A 14238-nucleotide genomic window follows, 5' to 3' on the forward strand; every position below is an offset into this window, starting at 1 on the left:
GCCATCACGGCTTGGTGAGACGCCGCAGTCCGTATAGGGACGTCGAGCGAAATTCGACGGATCGCCTGTAATCTGCTTCACATGCAAACGCGCCTGGAGACGCTACCTAGATGGAACCAGGTCTGGCCTCCGGCGCGGCCTGCTTCGGAGCTGGCGATGATAGCTGCACTGGCAAAGGCAATATCCCGCGCGACGAGAACGAATGTTGAAGTCGAAACTCTAAAGCTGCTCGTCATCTTCTCGGGAGCAGGCTTACTGCTGTCAATTGTGGCCGCAATGATCTACGGGCAGGCTCTAAGCGCCGCGTTGATTTGAACCGTGCGAATTGCCCGCGCTTCACATCGACAGAGTGGCGAGGTTGCCCCAGTTCTTCGTCTCGCCTTCAGCTGATCAAAACGAGAGCCGCGCTATCCAGGTTCTGCAAGCCAAGCCGGCGTTCCGCACATCCGCCAGAGAAGGGTCCATAGACCAGAGTCGAGCCGGACGAGAGCGCTCCTGATCTGGATGCGAGAAGATTGGAGGCCTACCGTGGCCCGCGCCACTTCTATCGACCTCGCTGGGGCTGGGCCATCGTCATTGGTGCCCGCTGGTAGCTCGCCCAAAGGGGAGGCTCTGCCGCGCTCTTTCTTGCCTCTCGTCGAGACCTACAGCCCCGCGAGCACCGCCCTGGTGATATCGGCCGTGCCGTTGCGGCCGCCGAACTCCATCGGCTTGAGGCCGCCAGCATAGGCCTGATCGACAGCACGCTCGATCCGCTCTCCGGCTTCAGCCGCGCTCTCGACACCGTGCTTGTCGGCGAGCCAGTCCAGCATCATCGCCGCCGACAGGATCATGCCGGTGGGATTGGCCTTGCCCTGCCCCATGATGTCGGGCGCGGTGCCGTGGCAGGGCTGGAACACCGCGTAGCGGTCGCCGATGTCGGCCGACGGCGCCATGCCGAGACCGCCGATCAGGCTGGCGGTGAGGTCGGAGAGAATGTCGCCGAACATGTTCTCGGTCACCAGCACGTCGAAATCCCAGGGCCGCTTGGCCAGCATCGCCGCGCAGGCATCGACATAGAGGCGCTCCGCCGTCACGTCCGGGTGGCGCCTGGCGGCCTCGTCGAACATGCCGCGGAAGAAGGCAAAGGCCCTGAACACGTTCGCCTTGTCGACGCAGGTGAGCGCGCCGGCCTTGCCGCGCGCCTTGCGCCGCTCGGCGAGGCGGAAGGAGAACTCGAACAGCCGTTCCGAGGTCTTGCGCGTGATCACCAGCGTCTCGCGCGCGTCCTCATGCTTGACGACGCCCTTGCCCATCGAGGCGAACAGGCCCTCGGTCGATTCGCGGATCAGCACGAGATCGATCCCGCGCGCATCCGCGCCGACGATCGGGCTCGGCACACCCGGAATGAGGCGCGCGGGCCGCACGCCGGCATAGAGATCGAAATGAAAGCGCAGCTCGATCTGCGGCGCGATCTCGGTGTCGTCGGGGTAGCGCACCGACGGCAGGCCGCAGGCGCCGAGCAAGATCGCATCCGCCTCCTCGCACAGCCGCACCGTGGCGTCCGGCATCGACTTGCCGGTGGCGAGATAGTTGTTGGCGCCGGCCGGCGCGTCGGTGAAGCGGAAACTTAAGCCTGACTTCGCCTCGATCCTGCGCAGGATTTCCAGCGCGGGCGCCATCACCTCGGGCCCGATACCGTCGCCGGCAAGCACCGCGACGTGGAAGGCGTTGTTGGCGGACATGGGGGCTCCCTTGGCGAAGAATGGTGCACGACGTCATTGCGAGCCAACGGGTCCGCGCGAAGTCCGTAGCCCGCATGAGCGTAGCGATATGCGGGGGCACCCGACCCGGATATCGCTTCGCTCATCCGGGCTACGAAATCTCCTACGGCGTCAGGATCGCGCGCCCGACCAGCGCGCCCTTCTGCAGGTCCAGCAGCGCGTCGTTGGCCTTGTCGAGCGGCATCCTGGTGACCGGGATCGGCGGCACCTTCTTCGACCGCACGAGCTCGAGCAGTTCCTGCGTCTCGCGCAGATTGCCGACATAGCTGCCCTGGATGGTCACCGCCTTGATCGGAATCAGCGGCAGCGCCCAGGTCGCGCCGCCGCCGAACAGGCCGACGATCACGAGCTTGCCGCCCTTGGTCAGGCAGTCGAAGCCGAGCTGGGTGGTGGCGGCGTTGCCGACGAGATCGATCACCGCGCGGATCGGCTCGCCCGCCTTCTTCGCGATCTGCTCCAGCGCATCCGGCGCCTTGGGATCGACGGTGGCGAGCGCGCCGGCCTTCTCGGCCGCCTCGCGCTTGCGGGCGTCGATGTCGACCATGATCGCACCCTTGCCGCCCATCGCCTTCAGCAGCGACAGCGCCATCAGGCCGAGGCCGCCGGCGCCGAACATCACGATCGGCGTGTTGAAATGCTGCTCGACCTTCTTCAGCGCGCTGTAGGTGGTGACGCCCGAACAGGCGTAGGGCGCGGTGGTGGCGGGATCGAGCCCCCTGAGGTTGAGCAAATAGCGCGGATGCGGCACCAACATGTGGTCGGAATAGCCGCCGTCGCAATAGACGCCGAGCGAACGCGGCGTCAGGCACATGTTCTCCTCGCCGGCGAGGCAGGTTGCGCATTTGCCGCAGCCGATCCAGGGATAGACCAGCCCGACGTCGCCGACCTTGAGGTCGCCCTGGTCGCCGGGCTTCACGTCGGGGCCGAAGGCAAGCACCTCGCCGACCGTCTCGTGACCCATGGTCAGGGGCAGCGAGATGCCACGCTCCTTCAACGACAGCGGCTTGCGGCCGTGGCCGAGGTCGTAGCCGCCTTCCCAGATGTGCAGGTCGCTGTGGCAGACGCCGGCAGCCTTCACCCTGATCAGCACCTGCGTGCCCGAAGGCTTCGGCGTCGGCTCGTCGAACTCCTTCAGCGGCGCCTTGAAATCGGCAACCTTGAAACTCCTCATGGCGTCACTCCCGCATGCTTCCTGTCGCCGCCACCATGCCATGCCCGGACGGGCGAGACAAACGCGTCTCAGCCGCGGCTTGCGGTTTTGCCTGACGGAATTAACGCGGCGTCGGAGACGTCCGCCGCCTCGGCCAGCACTGCGCGCGTGTGTTCGCCGAGCGACGCCATCCTGCTCGCGGGAGCCGTGTCGGCGCCCGACATCCGGAACGGCAGGTTGAGCACGCCGAACGAGCCGCCCGCATCCTCGACCGGGCTCAACGCCTTCCGGTGCGCCAGTTGCGGATCGGCCAACGCCTCGGCCACGGTGCGATAGGCCGAGGCAGGCACGCCTTCGGCGTCGAGCGCGGCCAGGCACTCTCTGGTCGTGAGCGCGCGCGACCAGGCTTCAACGCCGTCCATCATGTCGCCCCAGTTCCTGCGGCGCACGGCGTAGGTGGCGAAGCGCGGGTCGGCGATCCAGTCGGGCCGACGGATCGCCTTCATCAGGCTCTGAAAACTCTTCTCGCTGGAGATGGTGATCATGACATAGCCGTCGGCGGTCTCGGTCGGTCCGAACATCGGACGCGGCGGCGGCTTCACCTCGAACTGCGCGGCCTGCAACTCCATCACCGTCAGCGTCAGCATCGATTCCAGCATGGAGACGTCGATGTGCTGGCCGAGCCCGGTGGCGGTGCGCTGGTACAGCGCCGACGCGATCGCGCCGAAGGCGTAGGTACCGGTCACGACGTCGGCATGATAGATGCCGCAATAGTCCGGCCGATTGCGGCCGGGCTGATAGGCGAGATGCGCCATGTCGTAGCCGGACGCCGCATGGATGACGGGCGCATAGGCCGGCAATTCGGCCGACGGGCCCGTCTGGCCGTAGCCCGAGATCGAGCAGTAGATCAGGCGGGGGTTGAGCGGGCGCAGGGCGTCGTCGCCCAGCCCCAGCCGGCGCATCACGCCGGGCCGGAAGTTTTCCACCAGGATGTCGGCGGTCGCGGCCAGCCGGCGCACCGCTCCGACGCCGTCGGGGGATTTGAGGTCGAGCACCACGCTCTTCTTGCCGACATTGAGCTGGCCGAACACCGTGCTGCAGCCGTTGCGCAGCGGCGGCCGGGTCCGCATCGCCTCGCCCTCCCCGGCCTCGATCTTGATCACCTCCGCCCCCATGTCGGCGAGCATCCGCGCGCAATGGGGACCGGCGATGGTGGTGGTGAAATCCAGGACGCGCAGGCCGGCGAAGGCCTTCGTCGTCATTCGCTCATGCTCGTCTGCCAGCTGCATTCCTCGTTCCTTTGGAACCGCGTTCGTTCTTCTTTGTTGATGCGCCGACCCTAGAGGGCAGCAGCCCGGCAGGAAAGTCCTCAACCGGACCGGCAACCATTCAGGGGGCGAATGCGCGGGTAACTGGACCTGATCTTGCATAGCAGCAAGACGGGCTCGTAAGAGGGCGGCGGTTCGTGAGGGTCTTGTTCGTAACCACCGAGATGGACGACTTCGTCCGCGTGGGCGGACTGGGCGCCGTTTCCGCAGCGCTACCGCGCGCGCTGCGCGGCTTCGCCGATATCCGGATCATGCTGCCGGGCTATCGCGATATCATCGAACAACTCACGCAGATTCAGATCGTTGGGCGCTGTCCGCCATTCGCGGAGGTGCCGGCCTGCACGCTCGGGAGGGCCGCAACGAGGGACGGAATGCCGGTCTATGTGCTGCTTTGCACCCAGCTCTACGACCGTCCCGGCAATCCCTATGGCGACGAGACGGGCCAGGACTGGCCGGACAACGACATCCGCTTCGCGCGTCTTGCCTCGGCGGCCGCGCAGCTCGCCGCGGGCACGCTGGACGAGAATTGGGCAGCCGACCTCGTCCATGCCAATGACTGGCAGGCCGCGCTCGTGCCGGCCTATCTCGCCTGGCAGGGCACGCGGCTGCCGTCGATCCTGACCATCCACAACCTCGCCTATCAGGGCCTCTTTCCGAAGGAATCGCTGCGACGGATCGGGGCGCCGGAAAGCTCGTTCCACATCGACGGAGTCGAGTTCTACGACCAGCTCTCCTTCCTCAAGGGCGGGCTGGTCTACGCCTCGCACCTCACCACCGTCAGCGCCACCTATGCGCGCGAGATCACGACCGCTCAATTCGGCTGCGGATTGGAAGGCCTGTTACGCCTGCGCTCCGACGCCTCCGAGCTCACCGGCATCCTGAACGGCATCGACGAGAGCTGGGATCCCCGCTTCTGCGCGCAGCTCGCCCAGCCCTTCGGCGCCGGCGACTGGGCCGGCAAGCGGGCGAACGCGGATGACGTCCGCAAGCAGTTCGGGCTTGCGGTATCGCGCGGGCCGATCTTCGGCATCGTCGCGCGCCTCGTGCATCAGAAGGGCATCGACCTTGTCCTTTCGGCGGCCGACGAGATCATCGACGCCGGCGGGCAGATCGTGGTCACCGGCTCCGGCGAGCCGGCGCTCGAGCAGGCGGTGATCGAGGCGCACCGCCGCCGGCCCGATGCCATCGGCGTCGCGATCGGCTTCAATGACGCGCAGGCGCGGCGGATTTTTGCCGCCAGCGACTTCACGCTGATGCCGTCACGCTTCGAGCCGTGCGGGTTGAGCCAGATGTATGCGCAGCGCTTCGGTTCGTTGCCGATCGGCCATCAGACTGGCGGGCTCGCCGAGACCATCACCGACGGCGAGACCGGATTCCTGTTCGCCCGGCCCTCGCGGGAGGCGTTCCTCGGCGGTGTCCGCCGCGCATTCTCGACCTTCATCGCGCAGGACCAGCTCGACTCCATGCGCCGCAGCGCCATGGCGCGGTCGTTCAGCTGGGACATCTCGGCGTCGTGCTACGGCGCGCTCTATCGCAGGATCGCATCGGCTTAGCCACGAACTCCGTCATTGCGAGTTCCGACCGGCCCGAGGGGCCGACCCGCCTTAGATGAAAATGCGTGAGCCACTCTGACTGAGTTTAGACCGGTAACCAACCACTTTCTTCCTAGGAGCGAAGCGACGAAGCAAACCAGAATCTTTCCGTGGAGGGATTCTGGATTGCTTCGCTTCGCTCGCAATGACGGAGTCTGCGTAATATAAACCGTTGCGTTTCCCGTTACGTTCAGGTTCCTAGTGCTTGGCCTGCGCGAGGTCGGGCGGCGTGTCCTGCGGCGGATCGTCGTCGGCGATCGCGCGCCAGGCGGCGCCGTCCAGATCCTCGTACTGGCCGCTCTTGAGCGACCACAGGAAGCCGGCGAGGCCGAGGAGCCCGAGCGCGAGCGCTAGCGGGACCAGGATGACCATGACTTCCATCAGTCGATCCCCCGCGCGACGCTGCGCGCACGCAGCGCATTCAGCATGACGAAAATGGACGAGCCGCTCATGGCGGCGGCGGCGATCAGGGGCGTGACGACGCCGCTGATCGCGATCGGCACCGCCAGGACGTTGTAGACGATGGCGAGCCACAGGTTCTGCCGCATCAGATGCAGCGCCTTGCGCGCGTAGTCGATGGCCGCGACGACTGGCGCGAGCGGCTTGCCGAGGAAAACCATATCGGCGGTCGACTGGCTGAGATGCGCGGCCGAGATCGGCGACATCGAGACGTGGGCGGCCGCGAGCGACGGCGCGTCGTTCATGCCGTCGCCGACCATCAGCACCCGCGCGCCGCGCTGCTTCAGCTCCTCGATCCGCGCGATCTTGTCGGCCGGCGTGACGCCTGCGCGCCATTCGGCAATGCCGAGCGCCGCGGCCGCGGCCTTCACTGCCGGCTCGCGGTCGCCGGAGAGGATTTCGAGCCCGATCTTGCGCGCCCCGAGCGCGGCGATTACCGCCTTCGCGTCCGGACGCAGGCCCTGGCGCACCGCAAAGATGAATTTTTCCGTGCCCCTGCTGAAGGCGACGATGGAGGCTTCGGGATCGAGATCGGCGCTCTCCCTGGCCTGTTGCTCGGCGCCGCAGAAGGAAGGACGGCCGAGGCGGATCTCGACGCCGTCGACGGTGGCCCGCACGCCCTGCCCGGCCTCCTCGACCGCGCCGACGATCGGCGATCTCGCACCGGCCGCCTGCGCAACGGCGGCGGCGACCGGATGGTGGCTCGACAGCGCGAGCTGGCCGGCCAGTTTGAAGACGTCGGCCGGAATGTCGGCGGCGTTGACGACTTCCAGATCCGGCAGCGTCAGCGTGCCGGTCTTGTCGAAGATGACGTGATCGGCTTCCGCGAGGCGCTCGATGGCATCGCCGGCGTTGAGCAGCACGCCGGACTTGAACATCGCGCCCGAGGCGACCGTCTGCACCGTCGGGATCGCGAGCCCGAGCGCGCACGGACAGGTGATGATGAGCACGGCGACACCGGTCACGATCGCATCATGCCAGCTCGCGCCCGCCAGCACCCAGCCCAGAATGGTGAGGAGCGCCGTGGCATGCACCACCGGCGCGTAGAGCCGCGAGGCGCGGTCGGCGAGCCGCATGTAGCGCGAGCGCGCGGCAAGCGCATTGTCGAGCAGCCGGGTGATCTCGGCGAGCAGCGTCGCTTCCGACGCCGCCGCGACCCGCACCCGCAGCGTGCCGGAGACATTCATCGAGCCGGCATAGACCGGCGTGCCCTGCTCCGCCGTGACATAGAGCGTCTCGCCCGTGATCAGGCTCTGGTCGATCTCGGAGCGTCCCTCGATCACGGTGCCGTCGACCGCGCAGCGCTCGCCCGGGCGCAGCAGCACGATGTCCCCGGGATGGATCGCGGCGACCGGCACCTGCGAGATTTCGTCCGGCCCGACGAACTTTGCCGCGGTCTCGGCCTTCAGCGCCGCGAGATTGCCGGCAACCGCACGGGTCCGCCGCCGCATGCTCTGGTCGAGATAGCGGCCGACCAGCAGGAACGTCAGCAGCATGATCGCCGCGTCGAAATAGGCGTGCTCGGCGTGATTGATGGTCTCGACCACGGACATGCCGAGCGCCAGGATCACGCCGATCGAGATCGGGACGTCCATGTTGACGCCCTTGTTCGACAACGCGCTCCACGCCGAGCGGAAGAAGGGCTGGCCGGCATAGGCCGCGGCCGGCAGCGTGATCAGCGCCGACAGCCAGTGGAAGAAGTCGCGCTGTTCCGGCAGCATGTCGGTGACGTTGCCGGACCACACCGGGATCGACAGCATCATCACGTTCATGGAGGCGAAGGCGGCGACGCCGAGGCAGCGCAGCAGGAAGCGCGACTGCTCGACCTCGCTCGCCTCCGCGCTGGCCGTCTCGAAAGGATAGGCCTTGTAGCCGAGTTCGGCGAGGCGATCGATGAAGCGCGCCGGGTCGAGCGTTCCCTCTTTCCATTCCAGCGCGACGCGGCGCTCGGTGAGATTGACCCGTGCCAGCGTGACGTCGGGAATGGCCGACAGCCCGCGCTCGATCTTGGCCATGCAGCCCGCGCAGTGAACGCCCTCGACCGCGAGATCGATGTGCTGCAGGCCGGGGCCGGCATCCCTGACGTAATGTGAGAAATCCCGCGTCACCTGCATGACGATTTCCTCTAGTTCAGCACCACGCGATTGCGCGACTGGAACATGCGCTCGCCGCGCGCGTCGCCTTCGAGCACGAGATCCCACTGTCCCGGCGCGACCGCGCTGGCGCTGCCGCGATAGATGCCGATGCCGACCTCGGCGAGTTCGACCGGCAGGTCGGCACGCTTGTCGGTCGGCCGCTCCAGGCGGCCCTGGAACTTCAATCCGGTCAGCGGACGTCCGCCGGCATCGCGAGCCTCGACCTGAACCGTGGCTCCGCCGTCGGCGCTGCGCTGGACGTGGGCATTGACCTGCCATTTGCGCGCGGCCTGCTCGTGGGCGGCCATGATCTCCCGCTCGTAGGTCAAGCCGGCGCTGTAGGGGCTGTCGACGTCGGTGCCCGGCAGCGTCGCGATCGCGAGCTTCATCATGGTCACGTTGACGCCGATCACGAGACCGAAGAAGGCGGCCAGCATGATGAAGACCTTGGTCCCGGTCAGCGGCTTGGGTGCGGAGGCCATCGGCGAGCTCCTAGGGCAGGACGAAATTGTCGGTGGCGGACGCGGCGACGCCGAGCCCGATATCGGTGACGTGGAAGCGGACCGGGATCGACTTCTCCGTATTGTTCTCGGCCGGCGCGGTCACGAGCAGGCGGAATTCGCTGGTCTGGTCGCGGCCGATCACGATCATCGGCCGGTCGGGCGTGACGGAATCGACGCCCACCACGTGCAGCGTCGAGTTGACGGGTCCGTTCATGTCGATCGCGATCACCCGGTCGAAGCCGCTCTTGTTGAGCAGCCGGACCGTGTAGGCGTTGCGGATCGAACCGTCACTCAGCGCGACCGCCACGGGATTGCGGTCGTGCAGGACGTTCATTTCCAGCGTTTTGCGAGTCGCGAGCGTATGGATCATGATGCCGCCGACCAGCGCGATGATCGCGCTGTAGGCGATGGTGCGGCCCCGCACGATACGGTAGATCGGCGCCTTGCCCTGCTCGCGGCGATGGATGTTGATGTCGTTGTCATAGCCGATCAGGCCGGTGGGCCGGCTGATCTTCCTCATCACGGCGTCGCAGGCATCGATGCATAGACCGCACTGGATGCATTCGAGCTGCGGCCCGTTGCGGATGTCGATGCCGGTCGGGCACACCGCGACGCACTGGTAGCAGTCGACGCAGTCGCCGACCGTCTCGCCGAGCGCGCGCAGCTCGGCCGCCTTTTTTACCGACATGCGCTTCTCGCCGCGATCGTAGCGGTAGGTGACGTTGAGCGCCCATTCGTCGGTCAGCGCCGCCTGGATGCGCGGCCAGGGGCACATATAGGTGCAGACCTGCTCGCGCATGTAGCCGGCGAGCAGGTAGGTCGTGGCGGTGAGGATGCCGATCCAGACATAGGCCACCATCGGCGCCTGGAAGGTGGCGAGCTGCTTCACGAGCGTCGGCGCGTCGCTGAAATAGAGCACCCACGCGCCGCCGGTCCACCAGGCGATCATCAGCCAGATCGAATGCTTGAGCACGATCTCGGAGATGCGCCCGAGCTTCATCGAACCGGTGGACGCATCCTTCCTCATGCGCTCGCGCCGGTCGCCCTCGACCAGGCGCTCGACCGCGTAGAACAGGTCGGTCCACACCGTCTGCGGGCAGAGATAGCCGCACCAGATGCGGCCGCCGATCGAGTTCATCAGGAACAGCGCGACGGCGGCGACGATCAGCAGGCCGGTGAAGTAGTAGACTTCCTGCGGCCACAGCTCGATGAAGAAGAAGTAGAAGCGGCTGTTGGGCAGGTCGATCAGCACGGCCTGGCTGGGCGCGCCGAGGCCGCGGTTCCAGCGCACGAAGGGCAGGAGATAGTAGATGCCGAGGCAGAACGCCATCAGCCCCCATTTGACGCGGCGGAACTTGCCCGAAACGCTCTGGGGATAGACCTTCTTGTGGGGCGCGTAGAGCGGTCCGACGTCGGCTTCCGGCTTGAGCTCGCTGGGGTTCACGGCCTTGTTCATTCGTGGTCCGTTTGCAGGTACGATCGAACCTAGACTCAACCCCGAGCCGGCAGTTGATCCAGCTCAAACGGGGGCAGGTTTCCCTTGCCCCCGTTCGATCGCGTTGATCCGCCTTGGTTTACTTGCCGCCGCCGAGCGAGTGGACGTAGACCGCCATCGCCTTGATGGTAGCAGGGTCGAGCCGCCCTTCCCAGGCCGGCATGACGCCGGCACGGCCGTTCGAGATGGTCTCGATCAGGGTCGATTCGTCGGAGCCGTAGAGCCAGATCTTGTCGGTCAGGTTGGGCGCGCCCATGTCCTGGTTGCCCTTGCCGGCGTCGCCGTGACAGGAGGCGCAATTGTCGGCAAAGAGCTTCGTGCCCTTGGCGGCGTCGTAGCCCTGCCGGGTCGACAATCCAGACAGCGCACGGACGTAGTTGGCGACCGTGACGATCTCGTCCGCCTTCAGCACGCCATCCTTGCCGAAGGCGAGCATCTGGCCTTCATGGCCCTTGGCGTGGCCGGACCGCGCGCCATACTGGATGGTCGCCATGATCTGGTCGAGCGTGCCGCCCCACAGCCAATCGTCGTCGTTCAGGTTGGGGTAGCCCTTGGCGCCGGCGGCACCGGAGCCGTGGCACGGCGCGCAATTGTCGCCGAACACGGTCTTGCCCTTGGCGCGGGCGAGCGCCAGCAGCGCCGGGTCCTTCTCGATGTCGGCGAGCGAGGCCTTGCCCAGCGCCACCATCTTGTCGCCGCGGACCTTCTCGAGGTTCGCAAGCTCCACCGCGACGTCGGCGCGGGAGGAATAGCCGAAGACGCCCGTGGTGTTGCTGGAGATCAACGGCCAGGCCGGATACACGACCCAGTAGCCGATCGCCCAGATGATGGTGAGGTAGAACGTCATCACCCACCAGCGCGGCAGCGGCGTATTCAGCTCCTTGATGCCGTCCCACTCGTGTCCGGTGGTGGACTTGCCGGAGACGCTGTCGATTTCGCTATGATCGGTCATGATCTCTCACTCCTCGCGCAACGGGAGGCGCGCCGCTTCGTCGAAAGCGGCCTTGTTGCGGGGCCAAAATGCGTAGGCGACGATCGCGAGAAAGATCGCGACGAAGGCCGGCGTCCAGAATGTCGTCACGAAATCGGACGCAAGGTTGTGGACTGATAGGATCGCTTTCATCGTTCATGCCTTCTCAGCGAAGATTGGCTTTCTCGTTGTAGAGCTTGAAGTCGACCAGCGTGCCGAGCATCTGCAGATACGCGATCAGCGCATCCATCTCGGTCGGGGCACCGGGCTTGCCGTCGAAGTTGCGCACCGCCGCCTTGGCGTAGCGCTTGGCGAAGGCGTCGGCGCCGGGATTGTCCGGGTCGGCCTGGGCCTTCATGTCGGCCGCGGCGTTGGCGATCTGGTCGTCGGTGTAGGGCGTGCCGACCATGCGGAGCGTCCGCATGTGGTCGGCGATCGTGTCCGGATCGACCTCGTTGGCGGCGAGGAAGGGATAGCCCGGCATCACCGACTGCGGAACGATCGCGCGCGGATTGGTCAAATGGGTGACGTGCCAGTCGTCGGAATACTTGGCGCCGACGCGGGCGAGGTCCGGACCGGTGCGCTTGGAACCCCACTGGAACGGATGGTCGTACATGCTCTCCGCGGCCAACGAGAAGTGGCCGTAGCGCTCGACCTCGTCGCGCAGCGGACGGATCATCTGCGAGTGGCAGAGATAGCAGCCCTCGCGGACGTAGACGTTGCGTCCGGCGAGCTCCAGCGGCGTGTAGGGACGGACCCCGTCGACCACCTCGATCGTGCTCTTCAGGTAGAACAGCGGCGTGATCTCGACGAGACCGCCGATCGCGATCACCAGCAGGATGCCGACGACCAGGATGATCGAGTTCTTTTCGAAGACTTGATGGCGTGTCCAGAAAGACATTTTCAGCTCCTCATTCCGCCGGCTGAAGAGCGACGGGCGCTTGAACTTCCGCCTCGCCGACACGCACGGTCATCCAGAGATTGTAGGCCATGATCAGCGAGCCGATCAGGAACAGCGCTCCGCCGGCCGCACGGATGATGTAGAAGGGATGCATCGCCTCGACGGTCTCGATGAAGGAGTATTCGAGGAAGCCGAGCGAGGTGTAGGCGCGCCACATCAGGCCCTGCAGGATGCCGGACACCCACATCGCCGAGATGTAGAGGACGATGCCGAGGGTGGCGATCCAGAAGTGCCAGTTGACGAGCTTGAGGCTGTAGAGGCCCTTGCGGTTCCAAACCCACGGCACCAGGCAGTACAACGCGCCGAAGGAGACGAAGCCGACCCAGCCGAGCGCGCCGGAATGCACGTGGCCGATGGTCCAGTCGGTGTAGTGGCTGAGCGAGTTCACCACCTTGATCGACATCATCGGGCCTTCGAAGGTCGACATGCCGTAGAAGGCGACGGAGACCACGAGCATGCGCAGCACGGGATCCGTGCGCAGCTTGTCCCAGGCGCCCGACAGCGTCATCAGGCCGTTGATCATGCCGCCCCAGGAGGGCATCCACAGCATCACCGAGAAGGTCATGCCCAGCGTCTGCGTCCAGTCGGGCAGCGCGGTGTAGTGCAGATGGTGCGGACCCGCCCAGATGTAGAGGAAGATCAGCGCCCAGAAGTGCACGATCGACAGCCGGTAGGAGTAGACCGGCCGCTCCGCGCGCTTCGGCACGAAGTAGTACATGATGGCGAGGAAGCCGGCGGTCAGGAAGAAGCCGACCGCGTTGTGGCCGTACCACCACTGGAACATGGCGTCCTGGATGCCGCCCCAGGCGATGTAGGACTTGGAGCCGAACAGCGAGACCGGGAGCGCCGGATTGTTGCCGAGGTGCAGCACGGCGATCGTCACGATGAAGGCGAGATAGAACCAGTTCGCGACGAAGATGTGCGGTTCCTTGCGCTTGATGACCGTGGCGAGGAACACGAGCAGGTAGGCCACCCAGACGATCGTCAGCCAGAGGTCCGCATACCATTCCGGCTCGGCATATTCCTTCGACTGGGTGACGCCGAGCAGATAGCCCGTGCCGGCGATCACGATGAAGAAATTGTAGCCGACCACGACGAACCAGGGCGCCAGATAGCCCGCAAGGCGGGCGCGGCAGCTCTTCTGCACGACGTAGAGGGAGGTCCCGATCAGGACGTTGCCGCCGAAGGCGAAGATCACCGCCGAGGTGTGCAGCGGGCGCAGGCGGCCGAACTGGATCCATTGCAGGTCGAAATTCAGCGCCGGCCAGGCGAGCTGGGAGGCGATGATCAGGCCGACCAGGAATCCGGCGATGCCCCAGAACACCGCCATGAAGGCGGTGAACTTGATCGGACCCATGTTGTAGTTGGGCCGGCCGTTGATCTCCTGCGGCGGCAGCGCCGCCGGACGTCCGAAATAGTTGTTGAGGATCACGAAGACCGACGCGAGGCTCGCCGCGGCGGCGAGCGAGGCATGGAACGCGAACGGCGCGTCGAGCGCTTTGGCCGCGGCGATCACGCAGAGGAAGGCGGTGACCGCGAACACTGCCGCCAGGCCGCTTTCACCGATGGTCATTGATTTGGAAATTGAGGGCTGGCTCATGCGGATTCTCTCTGAAAGAAGACGCGGCCAGAAACCACATCCCCGCGAGCCGCGAATTGATCGAAATCAAGTCGACTGATTTGCCGAAAACCGAGCTCGTCCGGCGTGCATCGGCTACCGGAATCAATCTCTCGGGGACGTTCACGCGGCCGTTTCACGCGGCCTTTCGCGGGGAACTTCGGACGGTTCCAGGCGGAACGTCAGTCGCGCGCGGTGGCCTTCAGCGCGGCGATGACGTCTTCGCGGGCGATGATTCCGACCAGGCGCTGCGTGCCGTCGAGC

12 protein-coding genes and 1 pseudogene are annotated in these 14238 nt (G+C 66.0%); 1 reads left to right on the forward strand and 12 read right to left on the reverse strand.

The features are described from left to right. Positions 1–644 precede the first annotated feature (644 nt). The 3 genes from KGM94_RS16725 to KGM94_RS16735 all read right to left on the reverse strand — a co-directional run bounded on the left by KGM94_RS16725 (position 645) and on the right by KGM94_RS16735 (position 4202). Complete coding sequence (locus KGM94_RS16725) at positions 645–1724, reverse strand: isocitrate/isopropylmalate dehydrogenase family protein (RefSeq protein WP_300261415.1); 1080 nt, start codon at positions 1722–1724, stop codon at positions 645–647. Between the two features lie 142 nt (positions 1725–1866). Next, a complete protein-coding gene (locus KGM94_RS16730; RefSeq protein ID WP_300261419.1) occupies positions 1867–2934 on the reverse strand; it encodes an alcohol dehydrogenase in 1068 nt (355 codons plus the stop codon). A 68-nt stretch (positions 2935–3002) separates the two neighbouring features. After that, entirely contained in the window at positions 3003–4202 is a 1200-nt protein-coding gene (locus KGM94_RS16735) for a CoA transferase (RefSeq protein ID WP_300261423.1), read from the reverse strand. A gap of 176 nt (positions 4203–4378) precedes the next feature. Here KGM94_RS16735 and glgA point away from each other — a divergent pair, with 176 nt between their 5' ends. Beyond that, complete coding sequence (gene glgA / locus KGM94_RS16740; RefSeq protein WP_300261426.1) at positions 4379–5794, forward strand: glycogen synthase GlgA; 1416 nt, start codon at positions 4379–4381, stop codon at positions 5792–5794. A gap of 237 nt (positions 5795–6031) precedes the next feature. On the opposite strand, the gene ccoS is transcribed toward glgA, so the two are convergent. The 9 genes and pseudogenes from ccoS to KGM94_RS25300 form a co-directional block, all read right to left on the reverse strand. Continuing rightward, positions 6032–6214 (reverse strand): cbb3-type cytochrome oxidase assembly protein CcoS, encoded by a 183-nt coding sequence (gene ccoS / locus KGM94_RS16745; RefSeq protein WP_300261429.1) that lies wholly within the window; start codon positions 6212–6214, stop codon positions 6032–6034. Beyond that, complete coding sequence (locus KGM94_RS16750; protein WP_300261432.1) at positions 6214–8406, reverse strand: cation-translocating P-type ATPase; 2193 nt, start codon at positions 8404–8406, stop codon at positions 6214–6216. Before KGM94_RS16750 ends, ccoS begins: the two co-directional genes overlap by 1 nt. A gap of 11 nt (positions 8407–8417) precedes the next feature. After that, positions 8418–8909, reverse strand: a complete 492-nt coding sequence (locus KGM94_RS16755; protein WP_300261436.1) for a FixH family protein — start codon at positions 8907–8909, stop codon at positions 8418–8420. Positions 8910–8919: 10 nt separating this feature from the next. Beyond that, entirely contained in the window at positions 8920–10386 is a 1467-nt protein-coding gene (gene ccoG, locus KGM94_RS16760; RefSeq protein ID WP_300261439.1) for a cytochrome c oxidase accessory protein CcoG, read from the reverse strand. A gap of 118 nt (positions 10387–10504) precedes the next feature. Next, entirely contained in the window at positions 10505–11377 is an 873-nt protein-coding gene (gene ccoP / locus KGM94_RS16765; RefSeq protein WP_300261442.1) for a cytochrome-c oxidase, cbb3-type subunit III, read from the reverse strand. Positions 11378–11383: 6 nt separating this feature from the next. Beyond that, a complete protein-coding gene (locus KGM94_RS16770) occupies positions 11384–11548 on the reverse strand; it encodes a cbb3-type cytochrome c oxidase subunit 3 (RefSeq protein WP_300261445.1) in 165 nt (54 codons plus the stop codon). Between the two features lie 13 nt (positions 11549–11561). Next, complete coding sequence (gene ccoO, locus KGM94_RS16775; RefSeq protein WP_300261448.1) at positions 11562–12296, reverse strand: cytochrome-c oxidase, cbb3-type subunit II; 735 nt, start codon at positions 12294–12296, stop codon at positions 11562–11564. A gap of 10 nt (positions 12297–12306) precedes the next feature. Beyond that, the gene (gene ccoN, locus KGM94_RS16780) at positions 12307–13956 is read right to left on the reverse strand and encodes a cytochrome-c oxidase, cbb3-type subunit I (RefSeq protein ID WP_300261451.1); all 1650 of its coding nucleotides are present in this window, start codon (positions 13954–13956) and stop codon (positions 12307–12309) included. Between the two features lie 200 nt (positions 13957–14156). Continuing rightward, positions 14157–14238: pseudogene (locus tag KGM94_RS25300) on the reverse strand (transcriptional regulator); the annotation flags it as partial.

The sequence above is a fragment of the Bradyrhizobium sp. genome (genome assembly GCF_028868675.1).
Classification (GTDB): Bacteria; Pseudomonadota; Alphaproteobacteria; order Rhizobiales; family Xanthobacteraceae; genus Bradyrhizobium.

Coding starts and splice junctions, on each gene's coding strand:
- KGM94_RS16725 (WP_300261415.1), bottom strand. CDS start 1,724: ATGTCCGCCAACAACGCCTTCCACGTCGCGGTGCTTGCCGGCGACGGT.
- KGM94_RS16730 (WP_300261419.1), bottom strand. CDS start 2,934: ATGAGGAGTTTCAAGGTTGCCGATTTCAAGGCGCCGCTGAAGGAGTTC.
- KGM94_RS16735 (WP_300261423.1), bottom strand. CDS start 4,202: ATGCAGCTGGCAGACGAGCATGAGCGAATGACGACGAAGGCCTTCGCC.
- ccoS (WP_300261429.1), bottom strand. CDS start 6,214: ATGGAAGTCATGGTCATCCTGGTCCCGCTAGCGCTCGCGCTCGGGCTC.
- KGM94_RS16750 (WP_300261432.1), bottom strand. CDS start 8,406: ATGCAGGTGACGCGGGATTTCTCACATTACGTCAGGGATGCCGGCCCC.
- KGM94_RS16755 (WP_300261436.1), bottom strand. CDS start 8,909: ATGGCCTCCGCACCCAAGCCGCTGACCGGGACCAAGGTCTTCATCATG.
- ccoG (WP_300261439.1), bottom strand. CDS start 10,386: ATGAACAAGGCCGTGAACCCCAGCGAGCTCAAGCCGGAAGCCGACGTC.
- ccoP (WP_300261442.1), bottom strand. CDS start 11,377: ATGACCGATCATAGCGAAATCGACAGCGTCTCCGGCAAGTCCACCACC.
- KGM94_RS16770 (WP_300261445.1), bottom strand. CDS start 11,548: ATGAAAGCGATCCTATCAGTCCACAACCTTGCGTCCGATTTCGTGACG.
- ccoO (WP_300261448.1), bottom strand. CDS start 12,296: ATGTCTTTCTGGACACGCCATCAAGTCTTCGAAAAGAACTCGATCATC.
- ccoN (WP_300261451.1), bottom strand. CDS start 13,956: ATGAGCCAGCCCTCAATTTCCAAATCAATGACCATCGGTGAAAGCGGC.